22 protein-coding genes are annotated in these 22,259 nt (G+C 56.9%); 3 read left to right on the plus strand and 19 right to left on the minus strand.

The genetic code is table 11. The features are described 5' to 3' along the window. Nucleotides 1–586: 586 nt before the first annotated feature. The 11 genes from nth to blr all read right to left on the minus strand — a co-directional run bounded on the left by nth (nt 587) and on the right by blr (nt 9,607). On the minus strand, nt 587–1,222 hold the full coding sequence (nth, locus tag EGY08_RS28245; RefSeq protein ID WP_123829246.1) for an endonuclease III: 636 nt from the start codon (nt 1,220–1,222) through the stop codon (nt 587–589). A gap of 1 nt (nt 1,223) precedes the next feature. Then, nucleotides 1,224–1,922 (minus strand): electron transport complex subunit E, encoded by a 699-nt coding sequence (locus EGY08_RS28250; RefSeq protein ID WP_004119536.1) that lies wholly within the window; start codon nt 1,920–1,922, stop codon nt 1,224–1,226. 3 nt (nt 1,923–1,925) lie between these two features. Continuing rightward, a complete protein-coding gene (rsxG, locus tag EGY08_RS28255; RefSeq protein WP_004119539.1) occupies nt 1,926–2,546 on the minus strand; it encodes an electron transport complex subunit RsxG in 621 nt (206 codons plus the stop codon). 10 nt (nt 2,547–2,556) lie between these two features. Beyond that, nucleotides 2,557–3,609, minus strand: a complete 1,053-nt coding sequence (gene rsxD, locus EGY08_RS28260) for an electron transport complex subunit RsxD (RefSeq protein ID WP_123829247.1) — start codon at nt 3,607–3,609, stop codon at nt 2,557–2,559. Beyond that, complete coding sequence (gene rsxC / locus EGY08_RS28265) at nt 3,610–5,799, minus strand: electron transport complex subunit RsxC (protein ID WP_123829248.1); 2,190 nt, start codon at nt 5,797–5,799, stop codon at nt 3,610–3,612. It abuts the gene before it with no gap. Beyond that, the gene (gene rsxB, locus EGY08_RS28270; RefSeq protein ID WP_004119550.1) at nt 5,792–6,370 is read right to left on the minus strand and encodes an electron transport complex subunit RsxB; all 579 of its coding nucleotides are present in this window, start codon (nt 6,368–6,370) and stop codon (nt 5,792–5,794) included. Before rsxB ends, rsxC begins: the two co-directional genes overlap by 8 nt. Beyond that, nucleotides 6,370–6,951, minus strand: coding sequence for an electron transport complex subunit RsxA (gene rsxA / locus EGY08_RS28275; protein ID WP_004102633.1), 582 nt, complete (start codon nt 6,949–6,951; stop codon nt 6,370–6,372). Before rsxA ends, rsxB begins: the two co-directional genes overlap by 1 nt. Nucleotides 6,952–7,028: 77 nt before the next feature. Further along, nucleotides 7,029–7,469 (minus strand): DUF2569 domain-containing protein, encoded by a 441-nt coding sequence (locus tag EGY08_RS28280; protein ID WP_004119552.1) that lies wholly within the window; start codon nt 7,467–7,469, stop codon nt 7,029–7,031. A gap of 79 nt (nt 7,470–7,548) precedes the next feature. Then, on the minus strand, nt 7,549–7,764 hold the full coding sequence (gene ydgT / locus EGY08_RS28285; RefSeq protein ID WP_004134363.1) for a transcription modulator YdgT: 216 nt from the start codon (nt 7,762–7,764) through the stop codon (nt 7,549–7,551). A gap of 219 nt (nt 7,765–7,983) precedes the next feature. Beyond that, complete coding sequence (locus EGY08_RS28290; RefSeq protein WP_123829249.1) at nt 7,984–9,354, minus strand: GH1 family beta-glucosidase; 1,371 nt, start codon at nt 9,352–9,354, stop codon at nt 7,984–7,986. Nucleotides 9,355–9,457: 103 nt separating this feature from the next. Further along, on the minus strand, nt 9,458–9,607 hold the full coding sequence (gene blr / locus EGY08_RS28295; RefSeq protein ID WP_004119556.1) for a division septum protein Blr: 150 nt from the start codon (nt 9,605–9,607) through the stop codon (nt 9,458–9,460). Nucleotides 9,608–9,784: 177 nt separating this feature from the next. On the opposite strand from blr, the gene EGY08_RS28300 reads away from it, so the two are divergent. After that, the gene (locus EGY08_RS28300; protein ID WP_123829250.1) at nt 9,785–10,825 is read left to right on the plus strand and encodes an oxidoreductase; all 1,041 of its coding nucleotides are present in this window, start codon (nt 9,785–9,787) and stop codon (nt 10,823–10,825) included. Nucleotides 10,826–10,894: 69 nt separating this feature from the next. Here EGY08_RS28300 and add read toward each other — a convergent pair whose 3' ends face one another. Then, nucleotides 10,895–11,896: an adenosine deaminase gene (gene add / locus EGY08_RS28305; protein ID WP_004119571.1), complete on the minus strand. Its 1,002-nt coding sequence runs from the start codon at nt 11,894–11,896 to the stop codon at nt 10,895–10,897. A gap of 272 nt (nt 11,897–12,168) precedes the next feature. On the opposite strand from add, the gene metQ reads away from it, so the two are divergent. Continuing rightward, nucleotides 12,169–12,981 (plus strand): methionine ABC transporter substrate-binding lipoprotein MetQ, encoded by an 813-nt coding sequence (gene metQ, locus EGY08_RS28310; protein ID WP_004119573.1) that lies wholly within the window; start codon nt 12,169–12,171, stop codon nt 12,979–12,981. Nucleotides 12,982–13,057: 76 nt separating this feature from the next. Here metQ and yedF read toward each other — a convergent pair whose 3' ends face one another. The 5 genes from yedF to malX all read right to left on the minus strand — a co-directional run bounded on the left by yedF (nt 13,058) and on the right by malX (nt 18,024). Next, nucleotides 13,058–13,291 (minus strand): sulfurtransferase-like selenium metabolism protein YedF, encoded by a 234-nt coding sequence (yedF, locus tag EGY08_RS28315; RefSeq protein ID WP_004134369.1) that lies wholly within the window; start codon nt 13,289–13,291, stop codon nt 13,058–13,060. Next, a complete protein-coding gene (gene yedE / locus EGY08_RS28320) occupies nt 13,288–14,499 on the minus strand; it encodes a selenium metabolism membrane protein YedE/FdhT (protein ID WP_123829251.1) in 1,212 nt (403 codons plus the stop codon). The genes yedF and yedE overlap by 4 nt, the downstream gene beginning before the upstream one ends. Nucleotides 14,500–14,687: 188 nt before the next feature. Continuing rightward, nucleotides 14,688–14,891, minus strand: coding sequence for a putative selenium delivery protein YdfZ (gene ydfZ, locus EGY08_RS28325; RefSeq protein WP_123829252.1), 204 nt, complete (start codon nt 14,889–14,891; stop codon nt 14,688–14,690). A 313-nt stretch (nt 14,892–15,204) separates the two neighbouring features. Continuing rightward, nucleotides 15,205–16,383 carry a MalY/PatB family protein gene (locus EGY08_RS28330; protein ID WP_032741816.1) on the minus strand — a complete coding sequence of 393 codons (1,179 nt, stop codon included), beginning with the start codon at nt 16,381–16,383 and terminating at the stop codon, nt 15,205–15,207. A gap of 48 nt (nt 16,384–16,431) precedes the next feature. Then, nucleotides 16,432–18,024: a maltose/glucose-specific PTS transporter subunit IIBC gene (gene malX / locus EGY08_RS28335; RefSeq protein ID WP_004119586.1), complete on the minus strand. Its 1,593-nt coding sequence runs from the start codon at nt 18,022–18,024 to the stop codon at nt 16,432–16,434. A 174-nt stretch (nt 18,025–18,198) separates the two neighbouring features. Between malX and EGY08_RS28340 the strand changes: the two genes are divergently transcribed. Further along, complete coding sequence (locus tag EGY08_RS28340; RefSeq protein ID WP_024357992.1) at nt 18,199–19,227, plus strand: Mal regulon transcriptional regulator MalI; 1,029 nt, start codon at nt 18,199–18,201, stop codon at nt 19,225–19,227. Between the two features lie 26 nt (nt 19,228–19,253). Here EGY08_RS28340 and EGY08_RS28345 read toward each other — a convergent pair whose 3' ends face one another. Together EGY08_RS28345 and manA are read right to left on the minus strand one after the other, a co-directional pair. Next, complete coding sequence (locus EGY08_RS28345) at nt 19,254–20,816, minus strand: YdgA family protein (RefSeq protein ID WP_049113699.1); 1,563 nt, start codon at nt 20,814–20,816, stop codon at nt 19,254–19,256. A gap of 98 nt (nt 20,817–20,914) precedes the next feature. Beyond that, on the minus strand, nt 20,915–22,093 hold the full coding sequence (manA, locus tag EGY08_RS28350; protein WP_123829253.1) for a mannose-6-phosphate isomerase: 1,179 nt from the start codon (nt 22,091–22,093) through the stop codon (nt 20,915–20,917). Between the last annotated feature and the right edge of the window lie 166 nt (nt 22,094–22,259).

Consider the following 22,259-nt stretch of genomic DNA (forward strand, 5'->3'; position numbering starts at 1 on the left):
TTTTTACATCCCATATTAACGGGGGGTGCTCGGGGCGCAATCTTCTCAGACCGCCGCCTTTATAGTTATTCTGGAGGGAAAACGGCAGGTAATGTTCACTATCCTGCCCCTTCAGGCAATAGCTTTGCAATAATCTGTTACACATATTTTGTGCGGAATAATACACCGCATACTCAAATGTTATTCAGAGTTAAATATCAAGGTTTAGTGAATGGAAGCGTTTTTATCTGCCATAGTGGAAAATTTTTCGTATAAAGGCGATATGTTCTGCTGACTGCGCTTGCATCCAGTGATATAGCCCATAATCCTAAAAATTGATGGGTTATTGTGTTGTTATTTAAGTTGAGGGTATTTGAATCAGCAGGTTTGGGTACAATTGAGTTAACAATTATTCAACAACAAAATGACCAAGTGATCCCGATCGCAAATGTATAGAAATTTTGACTCTAAAAAAAATGAATAACCTGGCTGATGATTATATAGCCGTATAATCGCCCGCAACCGGGGCGAAACCATGGCGTGAATGTCGATAAAGCCGGGGGGAGGCAGAGTCATCTCTCCGGTAGGACAATGACTCTGCGCGTCGTCAGGAATAGACCTTCTCTTTATACTCGCAAAGATCTTCTATCAGGCAGGAGCCGCAGCGGGGTTTGCGGGCAATACACGTATAACGACCGTGCAGGATTAACCAGTGGTGGCAGTCGACTTTAAATTCCGCCGGAACCACCTTTAACAGCTTTTCTTCCACCTGTTCCACGTTTTTACCGGGCGCAAATTGTGTCCGATTACAAACGCGGAAGATATGCGTATCGACGGCGATTGTCGGCCAGCCGAAGGCGGTATTCAGCACCACGTTTGCCGTTTTGCGTCCCACACCGGGAAGCGCCTCAAGGGCCGCCCGATCTTCCGGCACTTCGCCATTGTGTTGTTCAAGCAGGATCCGGCAGGTCTTGATAACGTTTTCGGCTTTACTGTTAAACAGGCCGATGGTTTTGATATACGTCTTCACTCCCTCAACGCCCAGCGCCAGCATGGCCGCTGGCGTATTGGCGACCGGATAGAGTTTTGCCGTAGCTTTGTTGACGCTGACGTCGGTGGCCTGCGCTGAGAGCAGGACGGCGATCAACAGTTCAAACGGCGAGTTAAAATGCAGCTCCGTGGTGGGGTGCGGGTCGTTATCCCTGAGCCTGATGAGGATCTCCAGGCGTTTACTCTTATTCATCCTATGCTTTTCCCGTCACATCAGACGGCGCAATGAGATCGGCTTGCGCCGCTTTGGTTTTGCGCTGTTTGCTACGTTCATCGATGAGGTATTTTACCGCCAACATCATGCCGAGGCCAATAAATGCGCCCGGCGGCAGCATCGCCAGCAGGAACGGCGTATCGGTATGGAATACTTCAATGCGCAGAACTTTAGCCCAGCCGCCGAGCAGGCTATCGGCACCGTCAAACAGGGTGCCGTTGCCGAGAATTTCGCGCATTGAACCGAGCACAAACATTGCGCATGTCGCCCCCATCCCGATGGAGAATCCGTCCAGCGCCGAGAGCGCCGGGCCTTTTTTCGCGGCAAAGGCTTCCGCGCGGCCAACCACGATACAGTTGGTGACGATCAGCGGGATAAAAATCCCCAGAGACTGATAAAGGCCGAACGCGTAGGCGTTAATCAGCATCTGCACGACGCTCACTACCGAAGCGATGATCATCACGTAAATAGGGATACGGATTTCCGCCGGCGTCCAGCGACGCAGGCTGGAAATGGTCAGGTTCGTCAGGGTCAAAACCAGCGTCGTCGCCAGCCCAAGGCCGAGAGCGTTGGTGGCGGTAGAAGTCACGGCGAGCAGGGGACACATCCCCAGCAGTTGAACAAGCGCGGAGTTGTTTTTCCACAACCCCTGAACAATAACGTCTTTAACTTCGCTCATGGTCTAGTCTCCACAGGGAGTGAATGCGGAAATCTGCGCGGGCAGCGTTTGGGCGTACAGGCCCGCGCGCCTGACGGCGTTGACCACCGCGCGAGGGGTAATAGTGGCCCCGGTGAACTGGTCGAAATCGCCGCCGTCTTTTTTCACGGCCCAGTGGCTGTCGTCTTGCCCATGGATCGTTTTACCAGCAAAGAAGGTGATCCAGTCGGAAATTCGGAGCTCGATTTTGTCGCCCAGGCCCGGTGTTTCATGGTGTTCGGTGACGCGGGTACCCAGCACGGTGCCTCTAAAATCGGCGGCTACCAGCAGCTGAATGGCGCCGGAATAGCCGTCCGGCGCGGTGGCTTCCATCACCGCAGCAACCGGCTTCTCGCCGTCCTGCGCGATCCATACCTTATGCTGGCCCTTGCCCAGCTCCGGCGCGCTAACCTGATAACAGCTTTTCAGCAAATCGTTATTGTAGAGAGCGGCTGGCATCACCTGGTCGAATAGGGCTTTTTGCTGCTGGGCGGCCTGGTCTTCAATGGTACTTTTGGTCAGCTCGTTAATCGCTGCCGTCAGCCCGGTAGAACCTGCGGCGAAGAGTGCCAGCGTGATACCGTGTTTGCGCATGCTTTGTAACATGTTCGGGTCCTCAGCGGTGGCCGTACGCGCGCGGGCGCGTGTAGTAATCGATCAACGGAACGGTGATATTGGCCAGCAGGACGGCAAAGGCCACGCCATCCGGGTAGCCGCCAAAGCTGCGAATCAACCATACCAGTACTCCCGCCAGCGCGCCAAAGATCAGGCGTCCGCGATTGGTGGTAGAGGCGGTCACCGGATCCGTCAGGATAAAGAAGGCGCCGAGCATGGTTGCGCCGGAAAGCAGATGTATCTGCGGCGAGGCGAGGCTTCCTGGGGAGAACAGCCATCCCAGGGTGGCGCAAAAGGCGAGGCTCAGCAGGAAGCTCAGCGGAATATGCCAGCGGATAGCCTTCTGCCACAGCAGGAACAGACCGCCCGCGAGCCAGGCCACGTTAACCCACTGCCAGCCGAGACCGGCGAGCTCGCCGCCGTAGATCGGATACTGGAGGATCTCGCCAACCGGATGGCCGGCGTGAAGCGACGTTTTAAAGGTATCCAGCGGCGTGGCCTGACTGATACCGTCAATGCCTGTTCGCAGGCTGTTCATATCCCCACCAGTCGCCGTATGGCCGGTGAAAATCATCCACAGCGCGTCGCTAAAACCTGGAACATGGGCGGCTATCTCATGCGGCGGAAGCCAGGAGGTCATCTGGACCGGGAAGGAGATGAGCAGTACGACATAGCCGATCATAGCCGGGTTAAAAGGGTTGTGGCCGAGGCCGCCGTACAGCTGCTTGGCGATGATGACCGCGAACGCGGTCCCCAGCACGACCATCCACCACGGGGCGAAAGGCGGGATACTGATGGCCAGCAGCAGGCCGGTCAGCAGCGCGGAGTTATCGGCGAGGATCGCGGGAATATTTTGTTTGCGCAGTTTAAGGATGGCCGCTTCGGCTCCCCACGCCGTAAGGGCGGCAAGGATAATCTGCAACACGGTACCCCAGCCGAAAAACCAGGTCTGCACCGCGATGCCGGGTATCGCGGCGAGCAGCACCAGCAGCATAATCCGCGAAGTCTGGCGCTGATTGTGGGTATAAGGGGAACTTGCGATTCTGAAAACCATTTAATCCTCGTTAACTGCCTGCCGGGATGCTTTCCGGGCCTGAACGCGGGCGATTGCTTCAGCGACTGCCGCTTTGCGGGCGTCGTCATTGGCTGCCGACGGGGGAACTGCTTGTTGCTGCTGTTCGGCTTTGCGCGCTTTCGCTCGGGCGATAGCGGCCTCGACGGCGGCTTTGCGCGGATCGGCGGCTGCCGGTTGTTCGGCGGCGGCATCTACCGCCGGAGCCGCCTGCTGTTCGGCTTTGCGCGCTTTCGCACGGGCGATAGCGGCCTCGACGGCGGCTTTGCGCGGATCGGCGGCCGTCGGTTGTTCGGCGGCGGCATCTACCGCCGGAGCCGTCTGCTGTTCGGCTTTGCGCGCTTTTGCTCGGGCGATAGCGGCCTCGACGGCGGCTTTGCGCGGATCGGCGGGCGTCGGTTGTTCGGCGGCGGCATCTACCGCCGGAGACGTCTGCTGTTCGGCTTTGCGCGCTTTCGCTCGGGCGATAGCGGCCTCGACGGCGGCTTTGCGCGGATCGGCGGCCGTCGGTTGTTCGGCGGCGGCATCTACCGTCGGAGCCGTCTGCTGTTCAGCTTTACGCGCCCGGGCCTCGGCCTTGCGGGCTTCGCGGGCGGCGATGGCTTCGCTGTTATCCGGTTTGGCGCCGGAGAGCACGATAATCGACTGCGCCGCGTCACGCTGTTTTTCACGCACCCGGGCAAGGGCGGCGTTAATTGCGTCCTGATCCTTCGCCGCAGGCTGGACCGCGGCCTGCTTATGACGTTCCAGACGCGCCGCTTTATCGCGCTCAAGGCGAGCCTGACGTGCCTCAAAGCGAACTTTGGCCTCTGCGGCGCGTTTCTCTTCTTGCGCGATCGCGGAGATCTCGGCCTTCTCCTGGCGGAAGTACTGCACCAGCGGAATATTGCTTGGGCAAACCCAGGCGCAGGCGCCGCACTCAATGCAATCTGCGAGATTATGGCTAGTGGCTTTGTCGTGCTGCTGGCCTTTGCTGAACCAATAAAGCTGCTGCGGCAGAAGATCGGCAGGGCAGGCGTCCGCGCAGGCGCTGCAGCGGATGCAGCCTTTTTCCTCTTCCGGCTCGCCCAGTTCGCTCGCCGACGGCGCCAGCAGGCAGTTGGTAATTTTCACTACCGGCACGTCGAGCCACGGCAGGGTGAAGCCCATCAGCGGGCCGCCCATAATCACCATCGGGTCAGCGCTCGGGCAGAAACCGGCATCCTTTAGCAAATGGCTGACCGGGGTGCCGAGACGCGCCCAGACGTTGCCCGGACGCGAGACCGCTTCGCCGGTTAGGGTAACGACGCGCTCCGTCAGCGGCTCGCCGTCAATTACCGCCCGTTTCACCGCGTAGGCGGTGCCGACGTTTTGCATCAACACGCCGATATCAGAGGATCGTCCGCCGTGGGGCACCTGCTTGCCGGTGAGGATTTGCGTGAGCTGTTTCGCGCCGCCGGAGGGATATTTGGTTGGGATCACCCGCAGCGACATTCCGTGCGTATCGGCTAATACCGCGCGCAGCATCGAAATCGCCTGCGGTTTATTATCCTCGATGCCGATCAGTACCTGACCAGGCTGCAGAATATGGGCAAGGATACGAATACCCTCAACGATTTGCGCCGCGCAATCCTGCATTAGACGGTCATCGGCGGTGATATAGGGCTCGCACTCGGCGGCGTTGATAATGAGTGTGTCGATTTTATCGCCGCCGCCGCGCAGCTTGGCGCCGGTCGGGAAACCCGCGCCGCCCAGTCCGGCCACGCCAAACTGGTGAATACGTTCAATCAGCGCTTCGCGGGATTTATTCTGATAATCGTTCCAGCCATCGCGCTCAATCCAGCGGTCTTCGCCATCGGCATCAATAATGACGCTCATTTCCGCCAGCGCGGAAGGGTGGGCGGTAGAGTGGGGGGCGATGGCCGCCACGATCCCGGACGTTGGGGCGTGCACCGGCAGCATTCTGCCCCAACCGCGGGTCAACGCCTGGCCGCGCAGGACGCGATCGCCCGGCTGCACGCACAGTTCACCTTCCGTGCCGATATGCTGTTTTAGCGGGATGACGAAACGCTGCGGCAGCGACACCTGACGCAGCGGGGTACCGTTGGACTGGGTTTTCATCTCTGGCGGATGGATGCCGCCGTTGAAGTCCCAGACTTTATCTTTGCGAAAAGCGGAAAATAACTTAAACATGTTGTTCCACGGGAATAATGCGTACCGGGATGGTCTGAAGATCCCATTTCCAGGTTTCTGTCGTCGCTGCTACCGGGTGCAGTTCAATACATTGCGTTGGACAAGGCGCGACGCAAAGATTACAGCCGGTACAGAGATCGCTCATCACCGTATGCATGGCGCGAGTGGCGCCGACGATGGCGTCGACCGGGCAGGCCTGGATGCATTTTGTGCAGCCGATGCAGTTCGCTTCGTCTATCGTCGCCAGCATGCGTACAGGTTCGGCTTCTTGCGCGTCGCCGTCTACCGGCTGCGGATCGACGTTCAACAGCTCGGCGATTTTAAGCATTACCGCTTCGCCGCCGGGGGCGCAGCAGTTGATTTTCTCACCCTGGGTCCCCACTGCTTCCGCGTAGGGGCGACAGCCGGGGTAGCCGCACTGGCCGCACTGGCTCTGCGGAAGCAGGGCATCAATTTTTTCCACCACCGGGTCATCTTCCACCGCAAAACGGCGGGAGGCGTATCCCAGAATTAAGCCGAAAATTAGCCCCAGTAGGCTAATGGCGACCACGGCTATCCAGACAGCGTTCATTACAACTTCACCAAACCGCTAAAGCCCATAAAGGCAAGAGACATTAAACCTGCGGTGACCAGCGCAATGGCGTTACCACGAAACGGCGCCGGCACATCCGCGACTACCAGGCGCTCGCGAATAGATGCGAAAAGCACCATCACCAGCGAAAAACCGACCGCGGCGGCAAAACCGTACAGTGCTGATTGCAGGAAATTATGCCCAAGGTTTATATTTAGCAGCGCCACGCCGAGCACCGCGCAGTTGGTGGTGATCAGCGGCAGGAAGATCCCCAGCAGGCGATACAGCGCCGGGCTGGTTTTACGCACGACCATCTCGGTAAACTGCACCACCACGGCGATGACCAGGATAAAGGCCAGCGTGCGCAAATAGACCAGATCCAGCGGGATAAGGATCCAGGTATCAATTAGCCAGGCGCAAATAGAGGCCAGCGTCATCACAAAGGTGGTGGCGAGCCCCATTCCCATAGCGGCTTCCAGCTTTTTGGAAACCCCCATAAACGGGCACAGTCCAAGAAACTTCACCAGCACGAAGTTGTTAACAAGAACAGTGCCAACAAAGAGCAGTAAATAATCAGCCATCATTCGACCTGAAATAGAAAAAGCCGTCTATTATCGAATAAATCGATACCGGCGACAACAGGTTAACTGTGTGGTTATTACGGATTCACAAAGGTCCGTTTAACCCGAGCAGAACGCCTGAAATAGGGTGCAAGCAGCGCAGCGGCGAGAAGGGGGAAAAGCAGCTGGCGCAGCGCGAGCGCGTCAGAAATCGGGGAAAAGGCAAAGGCTTTTACCGCCAGCAGCAGCGTGATCAGCAGCCAGATGATGTAGTGTTTCGGCACCCCTTTCCGCCGCTTAAAAAAGGCGATGGTCAACCACAGCGTGTAGTACCACATGGCGATGGCAAAAGCTAAGGAAGCAATCCACAGAGCGAGATGTTCGGCACTCATATTGCCCAGCAATGTATAAGTCTGGGAAGAGATCAGAGCCTTAGCAAAAAAAAGCAGCGACAATGAGGCGCTAAGCAGGGCTACCAGGAGCCATGCCAGCGGCGCCAAAAGCCATCCGCCAATACGTTCCACAGAGTCAGAGGACATTATTACTCCCAAATTCAACGCCAGTTATAAATAAAAGCAGGGCGGAAGTATAAGCAACTGGCGTGAATGATGACAGTCTTTATTGCACGTAGCGCCACACGGACTTGGGCACTTCGCCGATGTTGAACAATTTGCCGCCAGAAACCAGCTCCGCCCGGCGATGGTCGGCCGCGCGATACATGTTGACGATCTCTTCGTTATCGGTCAGGGAATAGTTAAGATGATCAAAAAGTTTTTCCAGACTTTCCAGCGAACTGATTTTACGAAATTTTAATAAGTAGTCCTGAACGGTCATTTGCGTATCCATTTTATAATCGGAATAAATTAAGTTGAATATACCCATATCGAGTAAACCTGTTCTCAACCGGCAGTTCCTTTTTAAGATAAACTGTATGGAATTATTTCGGTTGTAAATACCTGTGACAAGAACAGACGATGTTTCCGGCCTGGTAAAAATAAATTTAGGAGTATTCCAGAACTAAATCAGGCGCCGGAAGGCGCCTGGGAGAGAAGATTAACGCTGTTCGCCTCGGCTGGCAATAACGTTTTGGTACCAGAAAAAGCTCTTTTTCCGTTTACGCGCCAGATTTTGCTGGTGATCGACATAAACGAACCCGTACTGTTTTTTATAACCGTTCAGCCAGCTCAGCAGGTCAATAAAGGACCAGGGGTAGTAGCCGCGCACGTCGGCGCCAAGTTCCAGCGCTTTTTCCAGCGCCGTGATATGGCTGCTGAGGTAGTCAATCCGCGGGTCGTCGACGATTTCGCCATCGATAATGGGGTCTACCGCTCCTAGCCCGTTTTCGGTGATATAGATCGGAATATCACCGTAGCGCGCTTTAATCATCATGATCCCGTCGGTTAAGCCCTGAGGCCAAATTTCCCAGCCCCATTCGGTATAGGTGCTTTGCGGGTTGCGCACGAAGTAGAAGAGCCCGTCAACTCCCGGCTCGCCGCCGGTCGCGACTTCAGGAGGCTGTGCCGACACGGTTTCACGACGGTAGTAGTTCAGGCCGATAAAGTCACAGCGGTTGTCACGCAGTAGCGCGTCGTCTCCCGGTTCAAAGACCGGAACCCCCCACAGCGCCTGGGTCTGCTGCAGTAGATCTGCGGGATAGCCGCCTTTTAATACCGGATCGTAGAGCCAGTGGGTATGAATGGCGTCCGCCATCTCTGTCGCCCGCTTATCTTCCTCACTGTCGGTTAGGGCAGTGTGCGGCTGCAGCACGTTGACAAATCCTATCTCCCCCGCGACGGCCATTTCACGAAACGCTTTGACCGCCAGCGCATGGGCGATAAAGACATGGTGGCAGGCCTGAATGGCCCGAGCCAGGTCCCGCACCGCAGGGGGATGGATGCCGTTAATATAACCGTGGCCAATAAAAACGATCGTCTCGTTAAAGGTGGCCCACAGTTTGACGCGAGAGCCAAAACGTTGATAGCAAAGACGCGCGTACTCAGCGAAGGCTTGCGCCGTGCTGCGCGCCTCCCAGCCGCCTTCATCCTGAAGCGCCTGGGGAAGATCCCAGTGGTACAGGGTAATCATCGGCTCAATGTTATGCGCCAGCAGTTCGTCAATCAGGTCGCTGTAGAATTGCACACCCGCCTCATTCACCACGCCGCGGCCGGTGGGCAGCAGGCGGGGCCATGAAATAGAGAAGCGATAGCTTTGCAAACCCATTTCCGCCATCAGCGCCACGTCTTCGCGAAAACGATGGTAGTGGTCAACGGCGACGTCACCGGTCGTCCCCTGATACGTGGTGCCAGGAAGGTGGGAATAAGTATCCCAGATAGAAGGGCCTTTGCCGTCGGCATCGTGTCCGCCTTCAACCTGCCAGGCTGCGGTAGCGGCGCCCCATAAAAAGTGTTGCGGAAATCCGGACATGAAAAAACTCCTTATCGATTGATAAAGAGAGTGTAATCAATGCGTGTGCAACTATGCAACCGGTTTCAGAAACCGGTTGCATAGTTGCGAAGCGGGTCACTGTTTATTTCGACAGCGGCTTCGTCTGAACAACATCAACGGAAGGCGGGGACTGGTAGTTATCAATATGATGAGCGATAACTAAAAGCAGGGCCGAAACGCCCAAAACAATCCAGCCAATAAGTTCTACAATACGGTTAAAAACGTTTTCCATAACACTACTGCTAATTGTGAAACCAGACTGAAATGGTACTCAACGACTCAAGTAACGCAAGTGTTACATGATCTTAGCGGCGCAAATGGCGTAAAGCTGAGCACCGTTGCGGGTTAAAAGAGTGAGCAAGCCGCGGCATCAACGCGGCCACCATCTTCTTGTTAAGAGGGCAGAAAAATGAGCGACGCTATCCGGGTAGGATTAATCGGTTACGGCTATGCGAGCAAAACCTTTCATGCGCCGCTCATCAGCGGTACGCCGGGGATGACGCTGGCGGCGGTCTCGAGCAGCGATGAAAAGAAAGTGCTGGCCGACTGGCCTGCGGTGCAGGTGGTGGCTGCGCCGCAAGCGCTTTTTAGCGATCCCAATATCGATCTGGTGGTGATCCCCACGCCAAACGATACCCATTTCCCGTTGGCGAAAGCGGCGCTGGAAGCGGGTAAGCATGTGGTAGTGGATAAACCTTTTACCGTGACGCTGGCACAGGCGCGCGAGCTTGAAGCCATTGCCAAAAGCGAGGGGCTATTGCTTTCGGTGTTTCACAACCGCCGCTGGGACAGCGATTTTCTGACGGTGAAATCGCTGATTAATGAAGGGTTGCTGGGAGAAGTGGTCTATTTTGAGTCGCATTTCGACCGCTATCGACCGCAGGTGCGTCATCGCTGGCGCGAGCAGGGCGGGCCGGGCAGCGGTATCTGGTACGATCTTGCCCCGCATCTGCTTGACCAGGTGGTAAACCTCTTCGGGCTTCCGGTCAGCATGCAGGTCGATCTGGCGCAATTACGGCCTGGCTCGCAGTCCACCGACTATTTTCACGCGGTCTTAACCTGGCCGCAGCGCCGGGTGGTACTGCACGGTACGCTGGTGGCCGCCGCGGAAACGGCGCGCTTTATCATCCACGGTTCGCGCGGAAGCTATGTGAAATACGGTCTTGATCCGCAGGAAGAACGGCTGAAAAGCGGCGAGCGCCTGCCGCAGGAAGACTGGGGATACGATATGCGCGATGGGCTGCTGACGCGGGCCGAAGGCGAGGACATAACCGAAGCGTCGTGGCTGACGCTACCGGGCAACTATCCGGCCTATTATGCCGCCATTCGCGATGCGCTTAACGGGGTCGGCGTTAATCCGGTTCCGGCAAGCCAGGCGATTCAGATAATGGAACTGATTGAGCTGGGGCTGGAGTCGGCCAGACATCGGGCGACGCTGTCTCTAAATTAGGTCGCTTTGACGAAACGAGGCGGCCAGCCCCTGGCTTAGCAGAACCCCGCGTTGCCACGGGGGTAAACATCAAGCCTGCTGCACGCGCTGAATCAGCGCCGCTTTTTCCTGGGCGCTTAAAAAGGCGAGCTCCAGACCATTTCTCTGCGCCTGGCGAATTTGCTCGCGGCTTAAACCGGCAGCCGGGGCGGCGAAGGTGTATTCGTGGATAATATCGACGCCCTGAACGGCGGGGTCGTCGGTGTTAATGCAGGCCAGCACGCCGTGTTCGAGGAACGTTTTCAACGGATGCTCGGCCAGGGATGGCACGGTACTGGTCTGAATATTGGAGGTCAGGCAGGACTCAATACCGATTCGCTGCGCGGCGAGATAATCCATCAATGCCGGATCCTGCACTGCCTTCACGCCGTGGCCGATACGCTCGGCCCCCAGTTCGCGAATCGCCTGCCAGATGCTTTCCGGGCCAGCGGCCTCGCCCGCATGGACGGTGATGCGCCAGCCGGCATCGCGTGCGCGGCGGAAGTGATCCATAAACAGGTTTCCCGGGAAGCCCAGCTCATCCCCGGCGAGGTCGAGGGCGGTGATGCCATCGCGGTGGGCGAGCAGAGCCTCAAGCTCCTCCTCGCAGGCCGCCTCGCCGAAGGTGCGGCTCAGGATGCCGATCAGGCGGGCTTCAACGTTAAAGTCGCGGCTGCCTTCTTTCACTCCGGCGATCACTGCCTCGACAACGCCAGCAACGGGCAACTGGTGGGTCATCGCCATATAGCGTGGAGAGAAACGCAGTTCGACGTAGTGCAGGCCGTTTCGCGCGGCATCTTCGAGGTTTTCATAGGCGACGCGGCGGCAGGCTTCCAGCGAGGCCAACACTTTTACCCCCCAGTCGAGCTTAGCGAGGAAGCTGACGAGGTCTGGCTCATTGCTGGTGACCTGCACGTGAGGACGTAAAGTATCGAGGGTGTCTGCCGGAAGTGCGAGATTAAACTGGCGGCCAAGATCGAGAATAGTTTGGGCCCGGATATTACCATCGAGGTGGCGATGAATGTCGGTTAATGGCAAAGTTAAATCAATCATGGTCGCACTCTTTTTTTAGTTAAAGTGCGCGCCATTGTACATCAGAACGATAAATGGTTTAAAGGGGAGAAAAATACCGAACAATCCAGGGAAAAACGGTGAGAGGAGGGAAGATTACCCTGTCAAAAAGAGGAATGACCAAATCGCTCATAGCAAAACGCTATTAATCATAGTCAATCAGTATTTAATTTCGCCCGTGAGATTTTCTATAGTCTCAGGCGCTGGTTTTCCTGCAATGAATGGCAGGCAATTTTAAAAAGGACCCTGGGAATATGGTTTTCACGTTAAAAAAAATCGCGGTACCGCTGGTTGTCGCAAGTTCACTACTGCTGGCCGCCTGCAAACCTGGCGAGGACCCCAACCACATCAAGGTGGGCATTAGCGCGGGCGTCGATCAGGAAGTATGGGCGGTGGCGCAAAAAGTGGCGAAAGAGAAATATAACCTCGACGTAGAGGTGGTGACGTTTAATGATTTCGTTCTGCCCAACGAGGCGCTGAATAACGGCGATCTTGATGCCAATGCTTTCCAGCACAGGCCCTATCTGGACAAACAGATCCAGGAGCGCGGCTATAAGCTGGTTCAGGTTGGCACCACGTTCGTTTATCCGATAGCGGCCTATTCGAAGAAAATCACTTCGATCGATCAGCTGCCCGATGGCGCGCAGGTCGCGGTCCCCAACGACCCGACCAACCTCGGACGCTCTCTGCTGCTGTTACAAAAACAGGGCCTGATTACGCTCAAGGATGGCGTGGGTCTGCTGCCCACTTCGCTGGATATTATCAACAATCCGAAAAAGCTAAAAATCGTCGAAATCGAAGCGCCGCAGCTGACCCGCGCGCTGGACGACCAGCAGATAACTATGGCGATCATCAATACCACTTTCTCCAGCCAGGTTGGGCTGTCGCCGTCGCGTAACGGCCTGTTTGTGGAAAGCAAAGATTCGCCTTACGTTAATATCTTTGCCAGTCGTATCGAAAACAAAGACAGCGAAAAGGTGAAAAACCTGGTGAAGGCCTACCAGAGCGATGAGGTCGCCGCGGCGGCTGAACGGCTATACAAAGGCGATGCGGTGAAGGGCTGGTAAAGACACTCGGCCAACTCTGACCGCGTGCAGTCACGATTATTGCAGCCGGTAGCGACCCGCTACCGGCTTTTCCTGGCTACTTTTGAATCAAATAGCGGATGGTTGGCCCGTCCTGCTGGATGTCGAGCACGGTGTAGCCGTGGTTTTTGGCATCCAGCGGGATATTGTTAATCGACTGCGGACAGTCGCTGACCACTTCAAGTATCTCGCCTTTCTTCAGCGAAGGCATGGCTTCCAGCGTGGCGATGGCCGGATAGGGGCAGGGTTCGCCAACCATATCGAGGCGATAATCGGGAACGAAAGTTTTCATACGCTTTCCTTAACGGCCGAGGGGACGCGAGATTGGCGGCGGAAAAAACGTTTTTCCCAGCCAATCACCAGAATCAGCGCGATCAGCAGTAGAAGATAGGTCACCAGCAGGCCGCCGAAGGGTCCGAAGGTCGCCAGCAGGTTGATTTTATCCCAGCTTGTGGCCAGCGCCGGGGAGAGCCCGTCCCAGTAGTATGCGAGGATCGTTGAACCGATCACGTTGCCCAGCCCGACCCACCAGTAATGCACCTGACCCTCCACCGCGCGGTACATCCAGCCGGTTTCGCAGCCGCCCGCCAGGACGATGCCAAAGCCAAACAGCAGGCCGCCGATAACCGCATTAGGGCCCGCCCACATGATTTTCGGCTCCATACCCAGCTGCACGTAGCTGAAGATGCCAATAGCGCTGGCGGCCATACCGAAGATAATCGCCTTCGCCATATTGGTGCGCCCGGTGATCCACATATCGCGAAAGGCGGAGGTAAAGCAGATCTGCGCCCGTTCGATAAGCAGGCCAAACCCTACGCCAAACAGCAGCGCCAGGCCGAGCTTCGGCTGGTTCGCCGCGGTGAGCAGGCCCCAGGCGATCATGGCGAAAAAGACCACCATCCCGAGACGGAACCGGCGCCGCGCCTGGTCAGGTTTTTGCGTCAGCGGCGACGCCTGCGATACTTTCTGCATTTTTACCGGAATACGAAAGATGGGCAGTAAGGTAAAGCGCGCGCCGAACCAGGTGCCGATAGCGGTAGCGATGGCGAAGAACCAGGCGTGAAGAGAAAACTGCGGGATACCGGTAAAGAACGCGGCCAGATTGCAGCCCATCGCCAGGCGCGCGCCGAAACCGGCAATGATCCCCCCGGCGACGGCCTGCAGAATGCGGATCCGGCTGCGGGGGAAGCGCAGCTTCACGTTATTCGCCCACAGCGCGGCGGCGAAACAGCCGCCGAACATGCCGATGATCATCATGCCGTCGATACGGGTGAGCGGGGTGCCCTCAAGATGAATGAGTTTATAGTAGCCCCACTCTTCGCTGTGCACGCCGGCGAGCTGCAGCAATTGCCCGCCCCAGCGGGTGAATTCGCCGGTGACGGCCCAGAAAGTGCCGGTAATACCGAAGTAGTAGGTTGAGAGAATACCCGCGGCGATAACGGCAGGTACCGGCGACCAAAATTTAATCAGCCACGCCTGTTTGAACTGTTGCCATGTCATGAAGATGCCTCTGAACTCAGAAGGTATATTACCCGTAGCGGGTTAAAGAGCAGCGATAATACGCGGCTTATTAGCTGAAAACGCTCGATGGGATCAAATTGACCGATAAAGAAAATACAAAAGGCCACACCTGGGTGGCCTTTCACGCCCGCCGATCCGCGGTCAGATCTCGGTGACGGTTTTGGCGATTAGTTAAAGCCCAGGCGAATAAGATTCAATGGGCAATATAATTCCTGATGGCCGTCTATTTCAACGCAATCGGCGCGACGGATCTGCTCCGCCTTTTTACCCTCGGCGTGGATGGCTTTGATGACGCCCGTCGCGCCGCTGTCAGCCACCATAACCATGCTGCCGGTAGAGATAGCGTTACGGTTACGATCGTAGGTGTTCATATTTTATCCTCCTGATGAAAGCTTTGACGGGAATTAAAAACGGCATTTAAATACACCTTTGTGAAACGGTTTTTTTTGAGTCTCGTCAAAATATCGGCTAATTATGCGGGAGGACGGATGAGCGAGCGGGGAGACGGAAATTCAGCGAGAGCAGCGGCGGTAAATAATCCCGCGATGCTGCGCCGCCGTTTGATAAATAGATCGTGCACGCCGGCGGCGCGGTAAAATAGCGCGGGATGATGATATTTCCGGCTTAATTTTAAGCCGCGAAAAACCGGCTGCGATATTGACCTCTGAGCTAGCGGACAGGCCGCTAGCGCGTTGGCGGTCGGCGCAACGCGGCGATTAACCCCCGTACGCCTTTTTCCAGCTTCTCGCGCGGACAGCCGGCGTTCAGGCGGACAAAGCCCTTACCCTCTTCGCCATAGGTGTCGCCTGGCATAATGGCGACCTTTTGCTCCTCAATGAGCGCTTTTTGCAGGGCGCGATCGTCAACCCCCAGCGGCCGCAGATCAATCCACGCCAGGTAAGTTGCCTGCGGCGGCTGCCAGTTAAGCTCGGGAAACGCCTGGTTCAGCTCACCGGCGATGTAGCGCATATTGTCCTGCAGATATCCGCGTAGGGCATCCAGCCAGGCCGCCCCCTCGCGATAGGCGGCGATATGCGCCACCAGCGCCGGCACGGAAGGGGAAGAGAGGCCATCGCGGCTCTTCAGAGCGTGCAGATAGCTTTCGCGCGCGGCCGCGTCGTCAATCAGCCCGTATGCGCCGGTAAACGCCGGAATGTTGAAGCTTTTCGAACCGGAGGTAAAGAGCGCCCAGGGGCTGCGCGCCACCTCGCACCACGGGATGTGCTGATGCCCGTCCCACACCATGTCCATATGGATCTCATCGCTGATCACCTTCACGCCGTGTTTTTTACACAGCCGCGCCATGGTTTCCAGCTCTTCACGGGTCCAGACCTTGCCGGTGGGGTTATGCGGACTGCATAGCAGCAAAACGGTATTGCGCGGCTCGGCCAGTACCAGTTCAAGCTGCGCCATATCGCAGCGCCACTGGCCGTTGTCAAGGGTGAGCGGGACCGGGGCGACGCGCCGCTGATTGCCTTCGATAGTTTTATAAAAGGCGTCATAGGCCGGAGCGTGGACCACAATACCGTCTCCCGTTGCCGACCACTGGCGAATCATCTCCGCGACCATATAGATAACCGACGGGCCGTACACCAGCGCTTCGCGATCGATTGAGCTATGAAAACGGCTGGCGAACCAGTGGCTCACCGCGCCGAGGAACTCCTCGTTTTTCCAGCGGCTATAGCCAAAAACGCCGTGCGCCAGACGTTTGCTGACGGCATCAAGAATGCAGGGGGCGGTGGCGAAATCCATATCGGAGATAGTAAACGGCAGCAGGTCGGCTGCGCCAAAGCGATCGGCGACGTAATCCCACTGAGTACACCAAGTGCCATGACGGTCGACCGGCGTTGAAAAATCAAACATCTGCACTTCCTTCATTATGAACCCCCTCCCGTACGGAGGGGGCGGAGTTTATGCCTCGACGGTATTCATCAGGACAGCCATTTCATCTTTTACCGACTGCACCTGCGGGCCAATCACCACCTGCAGGTTATGCTGATTGAGCTGCACCACGCCGATGGCGCGATTCGCTTTCAGCGCGGCGCTGTCGACTTTGCTCATATCGTTAACCGACAGACGCAGGCGGGTGATGCAGTTATCGAGCGAAACGATATTTTCAGCGCCGCCGAGCGCGGCCAGAATCGCCGGAACGTTATAGCCTGATTTTCCGGTCACGCCGGTGACGGCCTTTTCGAAAGCGCTATTAGTTTCAATATCGCGTCCCGGGGTTTTCAGGTTAAAACGGGTGATAGCGAAACGGAAGATGCCATAGTAAACCGCGAACCAGATAGCCGCGACCACCGGCACCAGATACCACTTGGTGGACAGGCCGTGCAGAATGCCGAACACCACAAAGTCGATAACGTTGCCGTCGGTGTTGCCAATAGTCACGCCGAGGATAGCCATCATGGTGAAGCCCAGCCCGGTCAGCAGCGCGTGGATAACGTACAGCACCGGTGCGACGAACAGGAATAAAAACTCCAGCGGTTCTGTGGTACCGCCCACCACGCAGGCGATAACGCCGGAAATCAGCAGTCCCTTAATTTTATGCCGGTTTTCCGGACGCGCGCAGTGGTACATCGCCAGCGCCGCGCCCGGTAGGCCGCCGAGAAATGCCGGCATTTTCCCTTGCGAGAGGAAGCGGGTCGCGCTTTCGGAGAAGCCGTGGGTGGTCGGGCAACTGAGCTGGGCCTGGAAAATCGTCAGCGCGCCGCTGACGCTATGGCCGCAAACGTCCATGGTGCCGCCCGCCTCGGTAAAGCGGATCAGCGCCACCAGAATATGGTGCAGGCCGAACGGCAGCAGCAGGCGCTCTCCGGTGCCGAAGATCATCGGTCCGAAATCTCCCGCGCTATTGATGACGTGGCCGAGGGCGTTAATTCCCATGGCGAAAACAGGCCAGATCAATGGGATCACCAGGCCGACCAGGCCGAGAACCACGGTCGTGATAATCGGAACAAAGCGGGTGCCGCCAAAAAAGGCCAGCGCGTCGGGCAGGCGGATATTGTGAAAACGCTCATGCAGCATCCAGACGATGATCCCGGCGATCACCGCGCCAAGGATCCCGGTATCGATAGACTGAATACCGATAATATTCTGAATGTTATTCGCTTTGAGGACGGCGGCATCGGTGGTCGGCAGAATGCCTTTGGCCGTCAGCCAGAAGTTAACCGCCAGATTCATCACGGCGTAGCCGACAAAACCGGCAAACGCGGCGACGCCCTTGTTTTCACGAGCCAGGCCTAGCGGAATGGCGATACAAAACATCACCGGCAGAAAGCTGAAGGCAAAAGAGCCGACTTTGCCCATCCAGATGAATACAGCCTGCAGCAGCGGCACGTCCAGCCACGGCAGGAGCGTCAGGACGTCATGGCTGCTCAGAGAGCTGCCGATCCCCAGCATGATCCCGCAAAAGGAGAGCAACGCCACGGGTAACATGAAGGTTTTCCCTAACTGCTGGAAAAACTCCCATAAGGTAATTTTGGTTGCTGTTTTCGCCGTCATAACATGAATCCTGGTTCTTGAAGTTAGCTGTAGGATGAAGCGCAACGGAAAGATAAAACGTTTTACCTAATTTTAGTGCGATAAAAATCACATATTCCGGCGATAATAACGTTTATAAAGAGAGTATCTTGATAAAACGTTTTATCGACAGCCAAAGGGAGCCAGCCTGCAGTTATGGCTATCGCGAAAAAAATCACCATTAATGATGTCGCCCAGGCGGCGGGGGTATCGGTCAGTACGGTATCGCTGGTTCTGAGCGGCAAGGGGCGTATTTCCTCGGCCACCGGCGAGCGCGTCAATCACGCCATTGAGCAACTGGGTTTCGTGCGTAACCGCCAGGCGGCGTCTCTGCGCGGCGGGCAGAGCGGCGTTATCGGTCTGATCGTCAGCGACCTATCGAAGCCTTTCTACGCCGAGATGACCGCTGGATTGACCGACGCGCTTGAGTCGCAGGGGCGAATGGTGTTTCTCACTCAGGGGGGACACAGCGGTGAAAAAATGCTTCAGCGTTTTGATACCCTGGTGGCGCAAGGGGTCGACGGCGTAGTGATTGCCGGAGCGATCGATCAGGGAGCGGAGCTGCGCGACCGCGCGGCGCAGGCCGGGATGCCGCTGGTGTTTGCTTCCCGTGCCAGCTATCTCGACGATGTCGACCTGATCCGCCCGGATAATATGCAGGCGGCGCAGATTGTCACCGAGCACCTGATCCGCCGCGGCCATCAGCGCATTGCCTGGCTGGGAGGGCAGAGCTCATCCCTGACGCGCGCCGAACGGGTGGGCGGCTACTGCGCCACCTTACTGAAGTATGGCCTGCCGTTTCATAGCGAGTGGGTGCTCGAATGCGAGTCGAGCCAGAAGCAGGCGGCAGAGGCGATGGCGGCGCTGCTGCGGCAAAACCCGACGATTAGCGCCGTGCTGTGCTACAACAGCGTGATCGCCACCGGGGCGTGGTTTGGGCTGATGCGTGCCGGGCGGCAGAGCGGCGAAGCTGGCGTCGAAAGCTATTTTGAACAGCGGATAGCGCTGGCGGCATTTGCGGAATTGCCCGAGGATGCGCTGGACGACCTGCCGCTGACCTGGGTGACGACACCTGCCCGGGAGCTGGGGCAAAGCCTGGCGGAGTGCATTTTACGCCGAATGGAAGAGGGACAGGGCGCGGCGAGAAACCAGATCATTTCTCCCCGACTGATTACCCGAAAATAGCCCCTGGTAAAGGGGCTATTTGTCGTTTACTGCTGCGGCGCTGCGGGTGGAACTACGTCTTGCGGCGCGTCATCTTGCGGCTGAGTTTCCTGCGGCGCTGCGGGTTCAGCGACGGCGGGAAGCGCTAAACCGAACATGCCGGCAAACTCATCCAGCGGCATTTTCTGCCCGTTCAGCGTGACCTGGCCGTCAGCATATTGCAGGCTTGAGGTGATCGCGTTATCTTCCATGGTCGTGATGCGGAACATCTGGCCCATCGCCGCCAGGCCTTTTACCTGCTGATCCGCAAGCTTAGCGGCGTCGGCGGGCTGATAACCTTCCAGCCCGGCAATCTGGGTCATAAACGCCGTCGCCATATCGACCGGGATCACCAGCTTGCCGTCGAGAGATTTAACGCTACGATCCACTTCATCCGCCAGCGTCTGCGGCGGGGTAGTGGTCAGCGACGGGTCTTTCAGCAGAATCGACAGGTTGAGGGTGGTTTCGCCTTTCGCATTGCGCCAGCTCAGCGGCGAAATGGTCAGGGACGGGCTGCCTTTCAGCATCATCGGCAGCGCGCTAAAGAAGGTCTGCGTCAGCGCCTGCTGATAGAGCTCAGGATTCTGCGCCAGCTGCGGATCCGCCATCAGCGCCTGCGCTTCGGCGTTGTATTTTTGACTGAACTGATGGAAGGCTGCGCCGTCAATGTTATCCAGCTTCAGGGTCAGCCGGCCGCTACCGATATCCTGATTTTGCAGCTTCAGGCTGTTAACGGTGTAGTCCAGCTGGCTGTTAATGCCTTTACCGTCGGCGGTCAGCGAGGAGTTGCCGTCAATTTTCATCCCTTCGAACAGCGCCAGCTCTTTGCCTTCAACGCCAATTGCCAGTTTGTCCAGCGAGATAGCCTGTTTACCGATACGTTCGTTGAAGCTGGCCATTTCGGTGGAGCCATCGGTTTTCAGATTATTAAAGGTGAGCTGAACTTTCTGGTTGTACTCGTTGACGGCGTTAATCTGCCCGCTACCGGCTTCGCCGGTCAGGCTGAGGGTTTTCCCCTCGCGGTCGGCATTCAGCTGGAATTGCCCGCCGCTGAACGTCACTTTCTCATCGCCTTTCGCGTAATCAAGCGGGTTGAGCACGATAGCCGATTGGTTGTCGCCGCTATAAGCGATGCGGGTATCAATGGTGAACGGCGTTTCGCCTTTAGCGATGTCGAACAACGCCTTGCTGGCGTCGTTATTGGTCAGAGTAGTTTTGACCGACGCCATCGCCGGAGCGAGGTTAAAGGATTTCAGCGAAGCCAGCGGGAAAGGACCGTGATCGACGACCTCATCAAATACCAGAGATTGCCCGGCGGCAAGCCAGCGGGGCTCTTTGCCGGCAATGGGCTTCAGCACCAGCTGTAAGTGGCTGCTGAACAGACCGCGCTGATAGTCCTGATACGTCAGCTCTACGCCAGCCTGCGGCGCGCTGCTTTGCAGCTGGGCATTAGCCTGCTGCACCATATCGGCAATGCGGCTTTCCAGCTGCTTCCCTGTGTACCAGGCGCCGCCAGACCAGACGACGCCCAGCGCGATGATAACTCCTGCTGCGACCAGCGATTTTTTCATAGCATTTGTCCATAAATGAAACCAGGCGGATCGGGCCGCCTGGTTGTGTTGTCATGATGGGTGAAAGTCTAGCAACTGTGGCTAAAAAGTTCAGTAACTTACTGGAGCTTATTAAACACGCGCGCGACGCGGCCGCGCCCGCTTACCTGCACCGGAGATTCATTACAGCCGATAAACGCGGATTCACCCGGCTTCAGCGTCAGGCTCTGCTCGTCTTTGGCGATGACCGCTTCGCCCTCGACGCAGAACAGGATCGCTGCGCTATCCTGGGCGATGGTTGACGGCTGCGTCGACAGGTCGTGCAGAGAGAAGGCAAAATCATCAACCGGGATCGGGAAGTCCAGCTCCGCGCCGCGGCTGACCGGCTGGGTCAGCAGCTCGCCTGCGGGTTTGGGCGTAAATTTCACGTTCGCCACCAGTTCTGGAATATCGATATACTTCGGCGTCAGACCCGCGCGAAGCACGTTGTCCGAGTTGGCCATCACCTCCAGCGCCACGCCCTGCAGGTAGGCGTGCGGAGTTTCCGCAAACAGGAACATCGCCTCGCCGGGATTCAGTTTGACCACGTTGAGCAGCAGCGGAGAGAAGAGGCCGCTATCGTCCGGGTAGAACTCGGCTATCAGGCGGATAGTCTGCCAGGGCTCACCCTGCTCGCTGCCCAGCGCTGCCTGCAGCACGCGCAAGGCGTGCGCTTTTTCTTCACCCTTCATATTCAGCAGGCTGGCAAACAGCTGGCTCAGATGCTCGCCGTTCGGCTGCGCGAGGAATTGCGCAATTGCCGGATGGGCGTCGGAGACCGGCTGCAGCAGGTTGACGATATCGGAAAACTCGCGGAAGGCGTTCATGGCGAGGAACGGCGTTAAGGCGAAAACCAGCTCAGGCTTGTGGTTCGGATCTTTATAGTTACGTTCGGCGGCATCAAGCGGGATCCCGGCGGCGTTCTCTTTGGCAAAACCGATTTCCGAGGCCTGCTTATTCGGGTGCACCTGGATAGAGAGCGGCTGTGCGGCGCACAGGACTTTGAACAGGAACGGCAGTTCGCCGAAACGCCCGGCGACTTTCTCGCCAAGCAGGGTCGCTTTATCGCTGTCGATCGCGTCACGCAGAGAACGCGGAGTTCCGCTATTGTCCAGAATCTGCGAGCTGCTCTTCGGATGCGCGCCCATCCACAGCTCCGCCATCGGCAGGTTGTTCGGATTAGCAATCCCATAAAGTTCGGTTAAGGCGGTATGGCTTCCCCAGGCGTAGTTTTGCACTGAGTTAATGAGCTTTTGCATTCTCAATCCCTGTTTCCACTTAATAGTCATGGCACTATTAAACCAGCAATCGACCGATAAGCAACCGGCGCGAAGAAAAAGTCGTCCTTGTCTCAGTTTTTGTTAAAAAATTGTGTAAAATCGATCGACTCGCTTTTCCACGGGCAAATGGAGTGTCTGCCTGAAA

Source organism: Klebsiella sp. FDAARGOS_511, from assembly GCF_003812845.1.
Lineage (GTDB): Bacteria > Pseudomonadota > Gammaproteobacteria > Enterobacterales > Enterobacteriaceae > Klebsiella > Klebsiella grimontii.